We start from the raw sequence: 16,557 nt of genomic DNA, 5'->3' as shown, positions 1-16,557 counted from the left end.
TGTGTCCAGGCTTGAAGCCGAAGACCTGTACAAGGTGTTCGGAAGACGACCCGCTGAGGCGGTGGAAAAACTCCGCCGCGGAGCCGACCGTGATGAGCTGCGCGCCGACGGCACCACAGCCGCCGTCATCGAAGCGTCCTTCACCGTCGAGCCGGGCCAGATCTTTGTCGTCATGGGTCTGTCCGGATCAGGCAAGTCCACGCTGCTGCGCATGCTCAACGGACTCCTGGAGCCCACGGCGGGACACGTCCGCTTCGACGGCCAGGACCTGACGCAGCTGTCCGCACGCGACCTGCGCGAGGTGCGCTCCAAGAAGATCAGCATGGTCTTCCAGCACTTCGCGCTCTTCCCGCACCGCTCCGTCCTGGAGAACGCGGCCTACGGGCTCGAGGTGCAGGGCGTGCCGCGCGCCGAGCGCGAGAAGCGCGCCCACGAGGCGCTGGAGCTGGCCGGTCTGAAGGGGTGGGAGAAGTCCTTCCCCGACGAGCTGTCCGGCGGTATGCAGCAGCGTGTGGGCCTGGCCCGCGCGCTCGCCACCGACGCCGACATGCTCCTGATGGACGAGTCGTTCAGCGCGCTCGACCCGCTGATCCGGCGCGACATGCAGGACCAGCTGCTCGAACTGCAGAAGACCCTGAAGAAGACCATCGTCTTCATCACCCACGACCTGAACGAGGCCATGCGCCTGGGCGACCGCATCGCCGTCATGCGCGACGGCCGCATCGTCCAGATCGGCTCCGCCGAGGACATCCTCGTCACGCCGGCCAACGACTACGTCGCGTCCTTCACCCAGGACGTCGACCGCTCCCGCGTGCTGAGCGCGGGCGCGATCATGGCCACCCCCGACCAGGGGTACAAGGCGGCCGAGGCCCCGGCGACGGTCACCGAGGACACCCCGATCATCGAGCTGTTCACGCCCTGCTCGACCAGCGAGATACCCGTGGCCGTGACCGACGACTCCGGCAAGCTGCTCGGCGTCGTCCCGCGCCAGCGGCTGCTCGCCGTGCTCGGCGAGCCGATGAAGACCGTAGAGATCTCAGATGCCGCACAGGACTCCGAGGCCCCGCAGGACTCGGAGGGCGACGGCCCGGTGGAGAAGGTGAACGCCGGTGCCTAGGCTTCATTTCGGTGACTGGGTCGAGGACGCGGTCGACTGGCTCCAGTCGCACCTGACCTGGCTGTTCGACTTCATCCAGACGGTTCTGGGTGGCATGTACGACGGCGTGGACGCGGTCCTCGGCGGCGGCGAGCCGCTGCTGATGGCGGGCATCCTCGCCGTGATCGCGTGCTGGCTGCGCGGTCTGCTCCCCGGCGTCCTGGCCTTCGTCGGCATGGCGCTGATCGACTCGCTCGGCTTGTGGGACGACGCGATGGACACCCTGTCCCTCGTGCTCGTCGCGGCGGTCATCACGATCGTCATCGCCGTGCCGGTCGGCATCTGGGCCGCGCGCAGCAGCCGCGTCAGCAGCGCCATCCGGCCCGTGCTCGACGTCATGCAGACGATGCCTGCGTTCATCTACCTGATCCCCGGCGTCATGTTCTTCGGCGTCGGCACCACCCCGGGCCTGCTCGCGACGGTCATCTTCGCGATGCCCCCGGGCGTGCGCATGACCGAGCTGGGCATCCGGCAGGTCGACGGTGAGCTGATCGAGGCGGCCGACGCGTTCGGCACCAGCCCGCGCTCCACCCTGACGCGCGTCCAGCTGCCCCTGGCGCTCCCGACGATCATGGCGGGTGTCAACCAGGTCATCATGCTGGCTCTGTCGATGGTCGTCATCGGCGGTATGGCCGGTGCGGGCGGCCTCGGTGAGCAGGTCTACTCGGCGATCACCCAGCTCAAGGTCGGCCTCGCCGCCGAGAGCGGTGTCGCGGTCGTCGTCCTCGCCATGTACCTGGACCGGATGACGGGCGCCCTCAACGAGCGGGTCTCCCCGCTGGGCCGCCGCGCCGCCGCCAAGCTGGCCGCGACCCGCAGCGGGTTCTCCTTCGCGCACTACAAGCCGGCCGGCGTCGTCGCCGTCGTCGGTGTGGTCGCCCTGGCGCTGGTCGCCGGCGGGATGAACCTCGCGGGCTCGGACGACTCCGCCACCGCGGGCAAGAGCACGAACGTCGGCCAGGGCAAGAAGATCAACATCGGCTACATCCCCTGGGACGAGGGCACCGCCTCCACGTTCCTGTGGAAGGAGCTGCTGGAGCAGCGCGGCTACGAGACGGACGTCAAGCAGCTCGACCCGGGCCCGCTGTACTCCGGCGTGGCGCGCGGCGACATCGACTTCCAGACCGACTCCTGGCTGCCGACGACCCACAAGGCGTACTGGGACAAGTACAAGTCCCAGCTCGACGACATGGGTTCCTGGTACGGCCCGACGTCGCTGGAGCTGACGGTCCCCTCGTACGTGAAGGGCATCGACTCGCTCGCCGACCTCAAGGGTCAGGGCAAGAAGTTCGACGGCAAGATCATCGGCATCGAGGCCAGCGCCGGAATGATGGGGACCCTCAACAAGAAGGTCCTCAAGGAGTACGGCCTCGACGGCGAGTACAAGGTCGTCTCGTCCAGCACCTCGACGATGCTCGCCCAGCTGGAGCGCTCCCTCAAGAAGAAGGAGCCGGTCGTGGTGACCCTGTGGTCGCCGCACTGGGCGTACGGCAAGTACGACCTGAAGAAGCTCAAGGACCCGAAGGGCGCCTGGGGCAAGGGCGAGAACCTGCACACGGTCGCCCACAAGGGCTTCGCGAAGAAGGACCCGACGGTCGCCAAGTGGCTGAAGGACTTCAAGCTCACCGAGAAGCAGCTCACGAGCCTGGAGAACGACATCAAGGCCGCCGGTGAGGGCCACGAGCAGGACGGCGTGCGCACCTGGCTGAAGAAGAACCCTGGCCTGGTCGACCAGCTGGCCCCGGTTCCCGGCGGCGGCGCGCAGAAGCAGGGCAAGGACGCGGGCAAGACCGTCAACATGGGCTACTTCCCGTGGGACGAGGCCATCGCGACCAGCTACCTGTGGCAGAACATCCTGGAGGACCGCGGCTACAAGCCGAACCTCAAGCAGCTCGACCCGGGCCCCCTCTACACCTCGCTCGCGCAGGGGCAGATGGACGTCCAGCTCGACAGCTGGCTGCCACAGACGCACAAGCAGTACGTGGACAAGTACAAGGACCAGCTCTCCGACATCGGCTCCTGGTACGGGCCCACGTCACTGGAGCTGACGGTCCCGTCGTACGTGAAGGGCATCGACTCGCTCGCCGACCTCAAGGGTCAGGGCAAGAAGTTCAACGGGAAGATCATCGGCATCGAGGCCAGTGCCGGAATGATGGGAACGCTGAACAAGAAGGTCCTGAAGGCGTACGGCCTGGAGGGCGAGTACAAGGTCGTCTCCTCCAGCACCTCGTCGATGCTGGCCGAGCTGAACCGCTCCATCAAGAAGAAGGAGCCGGTCGTGGTGACGCTCTGGTCGCCGCACTGGGCGTACGGCAAGTACGACCTGAAGAAGCTCAAGGACCCGAAGGGCGCCTGGGGCAAGGGCGAGCGGATCCACATCGTCGGCAAGAAGGACTTCGCCTCGGACTTCCCCGAGTTCACCAAGTGGCTGAAGAACTTCAAGATGACCGACAAGCAGCTCGCCTCGCTGGAGGTGGAGATCCAGAAGGGCGGCGCGGGCAACGAGAAGGCCTCCGCGCGCAAGTGGCTGGACTCCCAGCCGGGCCTGGAGGACAAGCTGGCTCCCGTCTCCTGACTCTCCTGATCAGGACGACGCACCAGGAGCGGTGAGCAGGACACGGGGTGGGCCCCGACGGTACGTACCGTCGGGGCCCACCCGTCTGCCGTCCCCGGGGTCTGTGGCGCACCCCACGCGCCGGACGGGCCGTACGGCCGCCGTCCGCTCGTACGCTCGATGGCACCGTGACCGCCGCCCGGCTCAGCGCCTTCGTCGCCGCCGCGCTCGCCGTGGTCCTGCTGCTGACGCAGCTGCCCGGGGCCAGCGCCCACCCGGCCTCGGCGGCCACCGCCCGTTTTGTCGCGCTTGCCGCCGACGTCACCGCGGCGGACGGACACCGCTACGGCCTCACCGACGACACCGGCGCCACCATGGACGCCGCCCAGATCGTCCAGGCCGGCAGCGGAACGTATCTGGCCGTGTACCACACGATGCGGGCCGACGGCCGCTTCCACTCGGCCATCGCCACCTCCGCGGACCTGCTGCACTGGCAGCGCCGCCACGACTTCGGCGCGGGCTCCAGCCAGCCGGCTCTCGCCGCCGACGGCCACGGCGGCTACGTCCTGGCGTACGAGAAGGACCCCCGCAACCACATCGCCGTACGCGCCTACGACGATCTGGACGCACTCCTCACCGGCCGCGCCGCCCACCGCTTCGACGCGCCCCGCACCCTCTCCGCCTGCGCCGAGGGCACCCCCGCGATCACCGCCGTGCACGGCGACACCGTCGAGCTGACCGGCCACTACCGCGCCGACTGCGACACCGACCGCCAACTCACCGCCACGCTGAAGGACTTCACCACCTGGAGCGCCACCCCCGACCACCGCCTCGACCGGGCCGTGGAGCGGTACGGCACCAGCGGCAACATAGGGGACCGCGACCGGGTCGGCCTCGCCGGAGAGCCCATGGTGCTCATCGAGGGGCAGCGGTGGCGGGACGACTTCGGCAGCTGGTCGGCGTACGCCTACGATCCCGCGTCCGGCCGAGCCGACCGGGTCCCGCTGCGCACCGGGGGCGGCTCCACCTCCTTCGCCAATCCGTCCGCGACCCGGATCACGGACCCTGGCGGTCACCGGGCGCTCCTGGTAAGCCTGTTCATCCCGGCGGAGGGGGCCGCGCCGGGGGAGGCGGGGCAGCTCGTGTACTGGCGCGAGCTGTAGCACACGGCCGGATCCGGGACCGCGGCTTGTGCCGCTCGCATGAAACGTCGAGACGAACATGCGTAGGGTGCAATCAAACGGACAGGCCGGCGGTGGGAGGGAGCGGACGTCATGGATGAACACAAGGAGTCACTCCGCGTGGGCGCGGCCGTCCGGCGCCGCCGCCGGACACTGGAGCTGACGCTGTCCGCCGTCGCCGAGCGCAGCGGCCTGTCGGTGCCCTTCCTCAGCCAGGTGGAGAACGAGCGGGCGCGGCCCAGCCGCCGCTCCCTGGAGAAGGTCGCCGACGCCCTCGGCACCACCGCCGTCGAACTGCTCGCCGCCGCCGACCCGGCCCGCACCGTCGATCTGGTCCGCGCCGACGACACGGGCGTCGAGGAGGACTCGGCGGGCGGCGTCGTGCGGTCCCTGGTGCGCGGGCACCACCAGATGCAGGCCCAGGAGTTCGTGGGGGACCACGACCCGGGCCGCGAGTTCCAGCTGCGCAACGACGTGCTGATGCATGTCACCGAGGGTGCCGTCGAGGTGGAGGCCGAGGGACGCGCGTACCGGCTCGTGCGCGGTGACACCCTGTATCTGACCGGTGGCGTACGGCACCGGTGGCGGGCGACCGTGCCGGACGCGCGGGTGCTCGTGGTCGCCGTCGGGGAGCACATCGAGGCGGTCGACGAGCCAGGACCCAAGTAGGGCCCCGGCATGCGCGTCGTCTCCCTCGTGCCGTCCCTGACCGAGGCGGTCGCCGTCACGCTGCCGGGCGTCCTCGTCGGCGCCACCGACTGGTGCACCCACCCGGCCGGCCTGGACGTGCCCCGGATCGGCGGCACGAAGAACCCCGACGTCCCGGCGATCGCCGCGCTCCGCCCCGACCTGGTCGTGGCCAACGAGGAGGAGAACCGCGGCCCCGACCTCGCCGCCCTGCGCGCCGCCGGGATCGAGGTCCTGGTCACCGAGGTGCGCACCCTGCCGCAGGCGACGGCGGAGCTGGACCGGGTGCTGCGCGCGTGCGGGGCGCGCTCCCGGCCGCGCTGGCTCGACGAGGCCGAGGCCGCCTGGGCCGCTCTCGCTCCGCCCGCCCGCCGCCTCCGGGCCGTGATCCCCATCTGGCGGCGCCCGTGGATGGTCGTCGGCCGCGACACCTTCGCCGGCGATCTGCTCGCCCGCCTCGGCGTCGACAACGTGTACGCGGACCACGCCGAGCGCTATCCCCGCGTCCCGCTCGACGCACTGGACGCCGTGGAAAAAGACGTGGTGGTGCTGCCCGACGAGCCGTACCGTTTCACCGCCGACGACGGACCGGAGGCGTTCACGGCCCCGTCGGCACTGGTCAGCGGCCGCCATCTCACCTGGTACGGGCCGTCGTTGGCCCGGGCGCCCGAGGTGCTGGGAAGGGAGCTGGGGGAGCGGTGAGCAAGCGGCGCTACGTGGCACGAGGCGTCCCGGGCGGCTATCGCGTCTGGGACAACCGGGGCAGGCGCTGGTGGGGCGACCACTACGAGCTGTGCCCCGACGACCTGCTGACCGAGCTGAACGGCGCGGCCGACCGGGACCGGATCACCGCGCTGCTCAGGCGCTACCGCGCCCTGAAGCGCTGATCCCGGCGACCGGCGCCGACCGTCAGGCTCGCGCGGGCGGCGCGAGCAGCCGCCCGTCGAGCAGACCCCGCACCGTCCGCACCGACGCCACCGCCCAGGCCGCGACCAGGGCCACGTACAGCACGAGCGCGAGCCCGTCGAACACGGCGAGCCCCATGTGCTTGCCCAGGCCCTCCGCGCCGGTGACGCAGGTCCCGACGGGGAACGTGAACGCCCACCACGTCATCGCGAACCCCATCCCCCGACGCCGCGCCCGCACCACCATCGCCACGGCGAGCGCCAGCCACAGCAGCGCGAAGCCCATCACCGGCACCCCGTACAGCACCGCGAACACCGTGAAGCCCTGCGCGTACGAGGCCGGGAGCACGCCGGACGCGACATCGGCGAACTTGTTCGCGGCCGTCGTCGACTGGCCCAGCGGGCCGAGGACGAGGAAGAGGGTCGGGGTCAGCATCAGGGGCAGCGGCCCCGCCGTGACCAGCCGGGCGAAGATCACCGGCAGCATGACCAGGGTGGCCAGCAGGCTGAGCCCGAACATCGCGTAGCAGGCGAGGAGGAACGACTCCTGCCAGGCCCCGGCCGGCAGGTGCGGCACGAGGAGCGGGCCGACCGCCGCCGACACCATCGGCGCGACCACGGGCAGCAGCCACACGGGCGACGCCTGCCCCGGCTCGATCCGGTGCCGTACGACCATCAGGTACGGGATCGCGACGGCAGCGGCGAGCCCGACGACCGTCCCGGCGACGAACAGCACGGTGTCGACCGCCACGGCGGCGCCGAGGCCGATCCAGTCCTGCCCGACGAGCAGCGTCCCGGCGCCGACCGCGAGCAGCGCCATCGACAGACAGCCGTAGAAGGGCGCCACCGCCGGGTCGAGGAGATGGGCGCGGGCCTGGTCGCGGTGGTGCGTCCAGTGCAGGGCCCGCGCGGTCAGCACCGCGGCCAGCAGGACGCACGAGAGCGCCCACACCACTGTGCAGGCGGTCCGCAGCCCAGGGAACCCGACCGGCAGCGTGGCGCCCGCGTTGGCGACGATCGCGGTGCCCATGACGGCCGCGTACCAGTTGGGTCCGAGGTGACGGACGGCGGCGGCGCGGACGGCGGGGGCGCCGGTGGCGGGGACGGTGCGGGGCTGGGCGACAGTGACCATGCCTTCACGATGCGCCGACCGAACGCCCCCCACCAGGGACGTTCCCTGTATGAGGGCATAACCTGGCCTTATGGGCGAGGAACGGCAGAGGCAGCAGGAGCAGCAGGCGACCGGGCGCGAGCCCCCGCCCGGGATGCTCGCCCACCGCGTGCCCGACCTCGGCGCGCTCGAACTGCTCCTCGCCGTGGCGCGCCTGGGCAGCCTCGGCGCCGCCGCCCGTGAACTCGGCATCACCCAGCCCGCGGCCAGCAGCCGGATCCGCTCCATGGAACGCCAGCTCGGCCTGGCCCTGGTCGACCGCTCGCCGCGCGGCTCCCGGCTGACCGACACCGGCGCGCTGGTCACCGACTGGGCGCGGCGGATCGTGGCGGCGGCGGAGGAGTTCGACGCGGGGGCGCAGGCGCTGCGCGACCGCAGGGACTCGCGGCTCACCGTGGCGGCGAGCATGACGATCGCCGAGTACCTGCTGCCGCGCTGGCTCCTCGCGCTGCGGGCCGCGCGGCCCGACACGGCGGTCTCGCTGCTGGCCGGGAACTCGGCGGTGGTCGCGGAGCGGCTGCTCGCGGGCGAGGCGGACCTGGGGTTCGTCGAGGGCCTCACCGTTCCGGCAGGACTGGACTCGACGGTCATCGCCCACGACCGGCTGATCGTGGTGACGGCCCCGACGCACCCCTGGTCCCGGCGCCGCAAGCCACTGGCGCCCGACGAGCTGGCCGCGACCGCGCTCATCCTCCGCGAGGAGGGCTCGGGCACCCGGCAGGTCCTCGACGCCGCGCTCGGCGGTCTGGCCCGCCCGCTGATCGAACTCTCCTCCACGACGGCGGTGAAGGCCGCCGCGGTGAGCGGCGCGGGCCCCTCGGTCCTCAGCGAACTGGCCGTCGGCGAGGAGCTGACCGCCCGCCGCCTGGTCGAGATCCCGCTGGACGCCGCCCCGCTGACCCGCGCCCTGCGCGCCGTCTGGCCCACGGGACACCGGCCGACGGGACCGGCCCGCGATCTGCTGGGCCTGACCCGTACGGGCTGAGCGTCATTCCCGGCGGGTTCAGAAGCCGTGCGGGGTGCCCGCCGCGCGGACCAGGCCCTCCGTGACGCGCTTGTCCTCACCCATCTCGGGGTGCCACTGCACCCCGATCACCCAGGACATGCCGGGGAGTTCGACGGCCTCCACGGTGCCGTCCGCAGCGTGCGCGGAGGCGACCAGGCCCCGGCCCAGACGGTCCACCGCCTGATGGTGATAGGTCGGCACCTCCGACGGCTCCGGGACCAGATCCCCGTACCGCGTGCCCGGCACCGGCGTCACCGCGTGCCGGCCGAAGACACCGGTCTCCACGACATGGCCGTCGATGTGCTGGGTGAGCGTGCCGCCGAGCGCGACGTTCAGCAGCTGCATCCCGCGGCAGATGCCGAGCAGCGGGGTCCCGGAGGTCAACGCGGCTTTGATCAGGGCCAGTTCCCAGGTGTCCCGCTCCTCGGCGGACGGGCCGGTGCGCGGGTCGCGCTCGGCCTTGTACCGCTCCGGCGCCACGTCGGGGCCGCCCGCGATGATCAGCCCGTCGAGCCGGGCCACGACCGACGGCGCGTGCTTCGCGTCGTCCGGCGGCACCGTCGCGGCGAGCCCGCCGGAGGACTGCACCAGCTGCGGGTAACCCGCGGGCAGGAGGGTCGCGGGCATCTCCCACACCCCCCAACTGGCCTTCTTCTCCAGGTAGGTGCTGATGCCGATCAGCGGCCTGCTCACCATGCTGCTGCGCTCCCGACCTCTGTTGTGCGACAGGGACCCCAGAGGGTACGAGATCATGGCGCCGCACACCGGGGCGTTCAGTATGCGGTCACCGGGGCCGGGCCCAATGGATTGGATCCGGACCTTTCGCGATGCGGGCCCCTTCGGATCGGTGCGGTCTCTTCAGGTCAGGAAGCCGCGCAGCAGTGCCGCCGTGCCCGCGCAGTGCTCGCGCATCGCCGCCCGCGCGCCCTCCGCGTCCCCGGCGAGCACCGCCTCCACCAGGGCCGTGTGCTGGCGCTGGGAGTGCTCCAGGTTCCGCACCAGCAGCGGGATGCAGTCGAGCAGGTCGTTCACACTCGCGCGCACCGCCGCGTAACTCCCGGCCAGCGTCGGCGAACCGGACAGCTCGGCGAGGGTGAGGTGGAGCAGCGTGTCCTGGCGGCGGTAGTCCGCGAGCGGCGCGTCATGGGTGTGCGCGAGCGCCGTGCGCAGCCGCAGGGCGCGGGCGTCGTCGAGGCCGTGGTCCGCGCACAGGCCGGCCGCCCCGACCTCCAGGACCTCGCGGAAGCGCAGCACGTCCTCGATGTCCACGTCCCGGATCCGGCGCCGCAGCTCGTCCCCGCCGCCCGCCTCGGGGCGCGGCAGCACGAACGTCCCGCCGTACCGGCCGCGCCGCGCCGCCACGAGCCCCTGGTCCTGGAGGACCTTCAGCACCTCGCGCAGCGTCACCCGGCTGATCGCGAGCCGCTCCGCCAACTCCCGCTCGGACGGCAGCCGTTCACCGGCCGGAACCAGACCGAGCCGGACCACCTGGAGGATCTGCTCCAGCGCCTCCTCGAAGCCGTTGCCCGCCCGCACCGGGCGCAGCACCGTCGCGAGTCCCCCGTCCACATCCGTGCGCGACATGAGCCCTGGTCCCCTTCCCAACCAATGGTTCCACCCCATACCTTATGGCGCATCGGCTCATGGCGGACCCGAGGAGGCCTTTCCCGTGGCAGACCGCACACCCCCGCTCCCCGTCGAGGAACTGCGCGCCCTCGTCGCCAGCGGAGAGATCGACACCGTCGTCCTGGCCTTCCCCGACATGCAGGGACGGCTCCAGGGCAAGCGGTTCGCCGCCCGCTTCTTCCTCGACGAGGTCCTGGAGCACGGCACCGAGGGCTGCAACTACCTGCTCGCCGTCGACGCCGAGATGAACACCGTCGACGGGTACGCGATGTCGTCCTGGGAGCGCGGCTACGGCGACTTCGCCATGCACCCCGACCTCGGCACGCTGCGCCGCGTCCCCTGGAACGAGGGGACGGCGATGCTCGTCGCCGACCTCGCCTGGGACGACGGCGCGCCCGTCGTCGCCGCGCCCCGCCAGATCCTGCGCCGCCAGCTCGACCGGCTCGCCGCACTCGGGCTCACCGCCCAGGTCGGCACCGAGCTGGAGTTCATCGTCTTCAAGGACACCTACGAGCAGGCCTGGGACGCCGACTACCGCGGCCTCACCCCGGCCAACCAGTACAACATCGACTACTCCGTCCTCGGCACCGGCCGCGTCGAGCCCCTGCTGCGCCGGATCCGCAACGAGATGGCGGGCGCCGGCCTCACCGTCGAGTCGGCCAAGGGGGAGTGCAACCCCGGCCAGCACGAGATCGTCTTCCGCTACGACGAGGCCCTCGTCACCTGTGACCAGCACGCGATCTACAAGACGGGTGCCAAGGAGATCGCCGCCCAGGAGGGCGTCTCGCTCACCTTCATGGCGAAGTACAACGAGCGCGAGGGCAACTCCTGCCACATCCACCTCTCGCTCGCCGACGCGGACGGCGCCAACGCCATGGCCGACGGCCGGGAGATGTCGCCCCTGATGCGGCACTTCCTCGCCGGGCAGCTCGCCGCGCTGCGTGACTTCTCCCTGCTCTACGCGCCGCACATCAACTCCTACAAGCGGTTCCAGCCGGGCTCCTTCGCCCCGACCGCCGTCGCCTGGGGCCACGACAACCGCACCTGCGCGCTCCGCGTCGTCGGCCACGGCCGCTCCCTGAGATTCGAGAACCGGCTGCCCGGCGGCGACGTCAACCCGTACCTCGCCGTCGCCGGACTCGTCGCCGCGGGCCTCCACGGGGTCGAGCAGGAGCTGGAGCTCCCCGAGGCCTGCGCGGGCAACGCCTACGCCGCCGACTACGCGCACGTCCCCACCACCCTGCGCGAGGCCGCCGACCTCTGGGAGAACAGCCCCGTCGCGAAGGCCGCGTTCGGCGACGAGGTCGTCGCCCACTACCGCAACATGGCGCGGGTCGAACTCGACGCGTTCGACGCCGCGGTGACCGACTGGGAGCTGCGCCGCTCCTTCGAACGCATGTGAGGAACCCCCTTTTGCTCCAGGTACTCAACCCGGCGACGGAAGAGATCGTCGCGACCGTGCCCGCCGCCGACGCCGAGGACGTCGACCGTGCCGTCGCCCGAGCCCGCACCGCCCAGCGCTCCTGGTCCGCGGCCGCCCCCGCCGACCGGGCCGCGCTCCTGCGCCGCTTCGCCGACACCGTCGACCGACACCTCGAAGAGCTGGCGCAGCTGGAGGTCCGCGAGGCCGGACACCTCATCGGCAACGCCCGCTGGGAGGCGGGCAACGTACGGGACCTCCTCCACTACGCGGCCGGTGGCGCCGAACGCCTCAACGGCGCACAGATCCCGGCCCCCGGCGGCTGGAACGTCACCTTCCACGAACCGCTCGGCGTCGTCGGCGTCATCGCCCCCTGGAACTTCCCGATGCCGATCGCCGCCTGGGGCACGGCCCCCGCGCTCGCGGCGGGCAACGCGGTCGTCCTCAAGCCCGCCGAGACGACCCCGCTCACCGCCCTGCGCCTGGCCGAACTGGCCCTGGAGGCAGGGCTTCCCGAGGGCCTCTTCCAGGTCCTGCCGGGGCACGGGAACATCGCGGGCCGCGCCCTCGTCGACCACCCGGACGTCGCGAAGATCGTCTTCACCGGGTCGACCCGCACCGGCCGCGAGATCATGGAGCGCTGCGCCGCCCTGGTCAAGCCGGTCACGCTCGAACTCGGCGGCAAGAGCCCCAACATCGTCTTCGCGGACGCGGACCTGACGAAGGCCCTCGACCCGTTCTCGTTCCTCGACAACTCCGGCCAGGACTGCTGCGCCCGCACCCGCATCCTCGTCCAGGAGACGGTGTACGAGGAGGCCGCGGCGCTGCTCACGGACGCGATCGGCGCCGTGGTCGTCGGCGACCCGCTGGACGAGAAGACGCGGATGGGGCCGCTGATCTCGCGGCAACAGCTCGACCGCGTACGGCACTTCGTGCCCGACTCCGCCACCGGCATCCGGGGCACCGCGCCCACCGGGCCCGGCTTCTGGTTCCCGCCGACCGTGCTGACCGGCGAAGCCGCCGACGCGCCCGCGGCCGTGGAGGAGATCTTCGGGCCCGTCGCCGTCCTGCTGCCCTTCACCGACGAGGCCGACGCGATCCGTCTCGCCGACGCCACCCCGTACGGGCTCGCCGGTTCGCTCTGGACCCGCGACCTGGGCCGCGCCCTGCGCGTCTCCCGAGCCGTCCGCGCCGGGAACCTGTCCGTCAACTCGCACTCCGCCGTGCGCTACTGGACCCCGTTCGGCGGCTTCAAGCAGTCCGGCCTCGGCCGCGAACTGGGCCCCGACGCCCTCACCGCCTTCACCGAAACCAAGAACGTCTTCATCAGCACGGAGGCCTGAGAAAACCCATGACCGAAGAGAACATCTGCCGCCGCCTCGTCGGCCGCACCGCCGTCATCACCGGCGCGGGCAGCGGCATCGGCCTCGCCACCGCGCGCCGGCTCGCCTCCGAGGGCGCGCACGTCGTCTGCGGCGACATCGACGAGAGCGCGGGCAAGAAGGCCGCCGAGGAGGTCGGCGGCACCTTCGTGCGGGTCGACGTCACCGACGCCGAACAGGTCGAGGCACTCTTCAAGACGGCGTTCGACACCTACGGCAGCGTCGACATCGCCTTCAACAACGCGGGCATCTCACCGCCCGACGACGACTCGATCCTCGACACGGGCCTGGAGGCGTGGAAGCGCGTCCAGGACGTCAACCTCACCTCCGTGTACCTGTGCTGCAAGGCCGCGATCCCCTACATGCGGCGGCAGGGCAAGGGCTCCATCATCAACACCGCCTCGTTCGTGGCCCGGATGGGCGCGGCGACCTCCCAGATCTCCTACACCGCGTCCAAGGGCGGCGTCCTCGCCATGTCCCGCGAACTCGGCGTGCAGTTCGCCCGCGAGGGCATCCGGGTCAACGCCCTGTGCCCGGGCCCGGTCGACACCCCGCTGCTGCGGGAGCTGTTCGCGAAGGACCCCGAGCGCGCGGCACGCCGCCTCGTGCACATTCCGGTCGGCCGGTTCGCCGCCGCCGACGAGATCGCGGCCGCCGTCGCCTTCCTGGCCAGCGACGACGCCTCGTTCGTCAACGCCACCGACTTCCTGGTCGACGGCGGTATCTCGGGCGCCTACGTCACGCCTCTGTAGGGGACCCGACCGATAGGTGTACGGTCACCGGGCATGCGTAACAGCAATGTTTCCGCGTGGACTTCGGCCGTGGTCACCGCCCTGGTGGCCACGGCTCTCGTCTCTCCTGCGGCCGCCGCCACGTCCGCCCCCACCCCCGACCGCGCCTGCCCGCAGCTGTCGAAGAAGCTGCCCTGGTACGGCGACAACCGGGCGAAACTCCAGCGCATGATCGACGAGCGCGGGAGCTGCGGAGGCCACCACGGCCCGCGCCCCGTCGCCGCGTTCGACTGGGACAACACCGTCTCCAAGAACGATGTCACCGACGCCACCATCGCCTGGTCCCTCAAGCACGACAAGATCCTCCGCCCCGCGAGCTGGAAGAAGACCAGCAAATGGCTGACGGACGACGCCGACAAGGCGCTCACCGCGGCCTGCGGCACCGACGTCCCCGTGGGCGCCCCGCTGCCCACCTCCACCGACACCGACTGCACGGACGAGATCTTCAACATCCGTGAGTCGGGGAAGACCATGAGCGGCGCCGCGGCCTTCGCGGGCGACTGGAACCACCGCCGCACCGTGCCCCAGTACGCCTGGGTGCCGCAGCTGTTCGCCGGGCACACGGTCCCCGAGCTGGAGTCCTACGCGGCCGCCGCCCGCAAGGAGGCCCTCGCCGCCCCGGTCGGCGCCACCCAGACGCTCGGCACCCACACGATCCCCGGCTACGTCCGCTACTACGAGCAGCAGCGCGACCTCATCCGTACGCTCCAGAAGGCCGGCTTCGACGTCTACATCGTGTCGGCCGGGTCCGAGCCCGTCACCGAGGTCTGGTCACGGGGCGTCGGCATCGACCGCGCCCACACCATCGCCATCCGCTCGGTCCTCGACCGCAAGGGCCGCATCACCACGTACAACGAGGGCTGCGGCGGCACCGGCCGCACCCAGGGCGAGGCCATCCCGTACATCGACGGCAAACGCTGCTGGATCAACCAGGACATCTACGGGATCAAGGGCAAGGCCGCCTGGGAGAAGCAGTCCTGGGGCAAGCGCATCGCCTTGGGCGGTGGTGACGCCGACACCGACGTGACCTTCGTCGGCGACGCGACCGGCGCCCACCTCGTCCTCAACCGGAACAAGAACGAGATCATGTGCCGGGCCTACGACGACGCCGACGGACGCTGGGTCGCCAACCCCATGTTCATCGAGCCGCTGCCGAAGAAGACCGGTACGTACCCGTGCGCGACGGCCGCGTACAACAAGCCGGAGGGCGGCTTCGGCCCGCTCCTGCGCGACGACGGCTCGGTCGTGCCGGACCAGGTGGACGCCGTCCACTAGCCGGCGTGTCCGGGGCCGCGGCGCACCCGCCGCGGCCCCGGACCCTCACAGGAACGTGTAGCCCTCACCGCGGTACGTCGGCACCGTCTCCGTCACCGTGTCCCCGGACACCAGGTGCAGCACCTCGAACCGCTCGCACAGCTCCCCGGCCTTCGCGTGCCGGAACCACACCTTGTCGCCGATCAGCAGATCGTCGGCGGGGGAGCCCAGCAGCGGCGTCTGCACCTCACCGGGCCCCTCCTGCCCGTCGTAGCGCAGCCCCTCCGGCAGATACGGCACCGGCAGCCGGTCCGGACCCGCCGCGCCGGACGCCGGATAGCCGCCGCCGAGCACGGTGACCACGCCGACCCCGGGCCTGCGCACCACCGGCTGGGCGAACAGCGCGGCCGGACGCCCGCTGAACGACGTGTAGTTGTCGAAGAGCCGCGGCACGTACAGCCCCGACCCGGCGGCGATCTCGGTGACGGCGTCCTCGGCGGCCGTGTGCTGCACACTGCCCGTGCCGCCGCCGTTGACGAACTCCAGGTCCGGCGCCACCGCCCGCACGGCGCGCACCACCGCCGCGCGCCGCGCCGCCAGCTCCCGGCGCGCGGACGCCTGCATCAGCCGGATCGCCCGGGACCGCACCGGCCGCCCCGCCACCGCGTCGCCGACCCCGGCCACATGACCCTCGTACGCCATGATCCCCACCAGCCGGAACCCCGGCCGCCGGGCCACGACCCGGGCCAGATCGGCGAGTTGGGACGGGGTGCGCAGCGGCGAGCGCAGGGCGCCGATCCGCACCCGGCCGCCCAGCATCCGCAGCGAGGTGTCGAGTTCGAGGCAGACCCGGATCTCCTCGGTGCCGCCATCCCGGGCGTCGTCGATCAGCCGCAGCTGCGCGGGGTCGTCGATCATCACGGTCACCGCGGCGGCCAGCTTCGGATCGTGCGCCAGCTCAGCGAACCCGGCGCGGTCCGCCGACGGATACGCGAGCAGCACGTCCTCGAACCCCGACCGCGCCAGCCACACCGACTCGGCCAGAGTGAACGACATGATGCCCGCGAACCCCTCCCGCGCCAGGACCCGTTCGAGCAGGGCGCGGCAGCGGACGGACTTGCTGGCCACCCGGATCGGCTTGCCTCCCGCGCGCCGCACCAGATCGGCGGCGTTCGCGTCGAAGGCGTCCAGGTCGACGATGGCCACGGGGGCGTCGAGGTGGGCGGTGGCCCGGTCGAAGCGGGCGCGATCGGCTGCACGGGGTGTCATGTCCGAAGCCTGCCAGACTCGATTACCGCAGGGTAGGGGGATGTTCCGGGCAGATCGGCCGGGTGTGCGGACTGCGTCCTGCCGTACCCGGTTCCGCCCGTTAGAGTGACGCGCACGCAGGCTGAGGAAACGGGGAGGCATGAGTACGGAAGCCG

The 16,557-nt window shown here is 71.7% G+C and carries 15 protein-coding genes; 11 read left to right on the top strand and 4 right to left on the bottom strand.

Annotated features, from left to right (window positions below; genetic code table 11):
* Nucleotide 1: 1 nt before the first annotated feature.
* The 6 genes from K377_RS25245 to K377_RS25220 all read left to right on the top strand — a co-directional run bounded on the left by K377_RS25245 (nt 2) and on the right by K377_RS25220 (nt 6,465).
* Complete coding sequence (locus tag K377_RS25245) at nt 2-1,117, top strand: glycine betaine/L-proline ABC transporter ATP-binding protein (protein WP_111665781.1); 1,116 nt, start codon at nt 2-4, stop codon at nt 1,115-1,117.
* A complete protein-coding gene (locus K377_RS25240; RefSeq protein ID WP_111665780.1) occupies nt 1,110-3,731 on the top strand; it encodes an ABC transporter permease/substrate binding protein in 2,622 nt (873 codons plus the stop codon). Before K377_RS25245 ends, K377_RS25240 begins: the two co-directional genes overlap by 8 nt.
* Nucleotides 3,732-3,898: 167 nt before the next feature.
* The gene (locus K377_RS25235; RefSeq protein ID WP_111665779.1) at nt 3,899-4,873 is read left to right on the top strand and encodes a hypothetical protein; all 975 of its coding nucleotides are present in this window, start codon (nt 3,899-3,901) and stop codon (nt 4,871-4,873) included.
* Nucleotides 4,874-4,984: 111 nt separating this feature from the next.
* On the top strand, nt 4,985-5,560 hold the full coding sequence (locus K377_RS25230) for a helix-turn-helix domain-containing protein (protein ID WP_111665778.1): 576 nt from the start codon (nt 4,985-4,987) through the stop codon (nt 5,558-5,560).
* A 9-nt stretch (nt 5,561-5,569) separates the two neighbouring features.
* Nucleotides 5,570-6,280, top strand: coding sequence for a helical backbone metal receptor (locus tag K377_RS25225; RefSeq protein ID WP_111665777.1), 711 nt, complete (start codon nt 5,570-5,572; stop codon nt 6,278-6,280).
* On the top strand, nt 6,277-6,465 hold the full coding sequence (locus K377_RS25220; protein WP_161195007.1) for a hypothetical protein: 189 nt from the start codon (nt 6,277-6,279) through the stop codon (nt 6,463-6,465). The genes K377_RS25225 and K377_RS25220 overlap by 4 nt, the downstream gene beginning before the upstream one ends.
* A gap of 22 nt (nt 6,466-6,487) precedes the next feature.
* On the opposite strand, the gene K377_RS25215 is transcribed toward K377_RS25220, so the two are convergent.
* Nucleotides 6,488-7,615 carry a TDT family transporter gene (locus tag K377_RS25215; protein WP_111665776.1) on the bottom strand — a complete coding sequence of 376 codons (1,128 nt, stop codon included), beginning with the start codon at nt 7,613-7,615 and terminating at the stop codon, nt 6,488-6,490.
* Between the two features lie 133 nt (nt 7,616-7,748).
* On the opposite strand from K377_RS25215, the gene K377_RS25210 reads away from it, so the two are divergent.
* Nucleotides 7,749-8,639: a LysR family transcriptional regulator gene (locus tag K377_RS25210; protein WP_111665835.1), complete on the top strand. Its 891-nt coding sequence runs from the start codon at nt 7,749-7,751 to the stop codon at nt 8,637-8,639.
* A gap of 18 nt (nt 8,640-8,657) precedes the next feature.
* Here K377_RS25210 and K377_RS25205 read toward each other — a convergent pair whose 3' ends face one another.
* A complete protein-coding gene (locus K377_RS25205; protein ID WP_181512637.1) occupies nt 8,658-9,356 on the bottom strand; it encodes a gamma-glutamyl-gamma-aminobutyrate hydrolase family protein in 699 nt (232 codons plus the stop codon).
* 162 nt (nt 9,357-9,518) lie between these two features.
* Nucleotides 9,519-10,244, bottom strand: a complete 726-nt coding sequence (locus tag K377_RS25200; RefSeq protein ID WP_111665775.1) for a FadR/GntR family transcriptional regulator — start codon at nt 10,242-10,244, stop codon at nt 9,519-9,521.
* A gap of 85 nt (nt 10,245-10,329) precedes the next feature.
* Here K377_RS25200 and K377_RS25195 point away from each other — a divergent pair, with 85 nt between their 5' ends.
* Genes K377_RS25195 through K377_RS25180 form a run of 4 tightly spaced genes read left to right on the top strand, consistent with a single transcriptional unit; the run spans nt 10,330 to nt 15,154 of the window.
* Nucleotides 10,330-11,688, top strand: coding sequence for a glutamine synthetase family protein (locus tag K377_RS25195; RefSeq protein ID WP_111665774.1), 1,359 nt, complete (start codon nt 10,330-10,332; stop codon nt 11,686-11,688).
* Nucleotides 11,689-11,699: 11 nt separating this feature from the next.
* Complete coding sequence (locus K377_RS25190; RefSeq protein ID WP_237551404.1) at nt 11,700-13,049, top strand: aldehyde dehydrogenase; 1,350 nt, start codon at nt 11,700-11,702, stop codon at nt 13,047-13,049.
* 8 nt (nt 13,050-13,057) lie between these two features.
* Nucleotides 13,058-13,840: a 3-oxoacyl-ACP reductase gene (locus K377_RS25185; RefSeq protein ID WP_111665772.1), complete on the top strand. Its 783-nt coding sequence runs from the start codon at nt 13,058-13,060 to the stop codon at nt 13,838-13,840.
* Nucleotides 13,841-13,873: 33 nt separating this feature from the next.
* On the top strand, nt 13,874-15,154 hold the full coding sequence (locus K377_RS25180; protein ID WP_111665771.1) for a haloacid dehalogenase-like hydrolase: 1,281 nt from the start codon (nt 13,874-13,876) through the stop codon (nt 15,152-15,154).
* A gap of 45 nt (nt 15,155-15,199) precedes the next feature.
* Here the strand turns inward: K377_RS25180 and K377_RS25175 are convergent, their stop codons facing one another.
* Nucleotides 15,200-16,402 (bottom strand): amino acid deaminase/aldolase, encoded by a 1,203-nt coding sequence (locus tag K377_RS25175; RefSeq protein WP_111665770.1) that lies wholly within the window; start codon nt 16,400-16,402, stop codon nt 15,200-15,202.
* Nucleotides 16,403-16,557: the final 155 nt, after the last annotated feature.

This window comes from Streptomyces sp. PsTaAH-137 (assembly GCF_003259365.1).
GTDB lineage: Bacteria > Actinomycetota > Actinomycetes > Streptomycetales > Streptomycetaceae > Streptomyces.
The sequence above is the reverse complement of the archived record's forward strand: the minus strand, read 5'-3'. Positions and strand labels throughout refer to the sequence as shown.

What these genes read in the sequence shown, in the direction of transcription:
- K377_RS25230 (WP_111665778.1), top strand. Translation starts at nt 4,985, where the DNA reads ATGGATGAACACAAGGAGTCACTCCGCGTGGGCGCGGCCGTCCGGCGC.
- K377_RS25225 (WP_111665777.1), top strand. Translation starts at nt 5,570, where the DNA reads ATGCGCGTCGTCTCCCTCGTGCCGTCCCTGACCGAGGCGGTCGCCGTC.
- K377_RS25215 (WP_111665776.1), bottom strand. Translation starts at nt 7,615, where the DNA reads ATGGTCACTGTCGCCCAGCCCCGCACCGTCCCCGCCACCGGCGCCCCC.
- K377_RS25210 (WP_111665835.1), top strand. Translation starts at nt 7,749, where the DNA reads ATGCTCGCCCACCGCGTGCCCGACCTCGGCGCGCTCGAACTGCTCCTC.
- K377_RS25205 (WP_181512637.1), bottom strand. Translation starts at nt 9,356, where the DNA reads ATGGTGAGCAGGCCGCTGATCGGCATCAGCACCTACCTGGAGAAGAAG.
- K377_RS25200 (WP_111665775.1), bottom strand. Translation starts at nt 10,244, where the DNA reads ATGTCGCGCACGGATGTGGACGGGGGACTCGCGACGGTGCTGCGCCCG.
- K377_RS25185 (WP_111665772.1), top strand. Translation starts at nt 13,058, where the DNA reads ATGACCGAAGAGAACATCTGCCGCCGCCTCGTCGGCCGCACCGCCGTC.
- K377_RS25180 (WP_111665771.1), top strand. Translation starts at nt 13,874, where the DNA reads ATGCGTAACAGCAATGTTTCCGCGTGGACTTCGGCCGTGGTCACCGCC.
- K377_RS25175 (WP_111665770.1), bottom strand. Translation starts at nt 16,402, where the DNA reads ATGACACCCCGTGCAGCCGATCGCGCCCGCTTCGACCGGGCCACCGCC.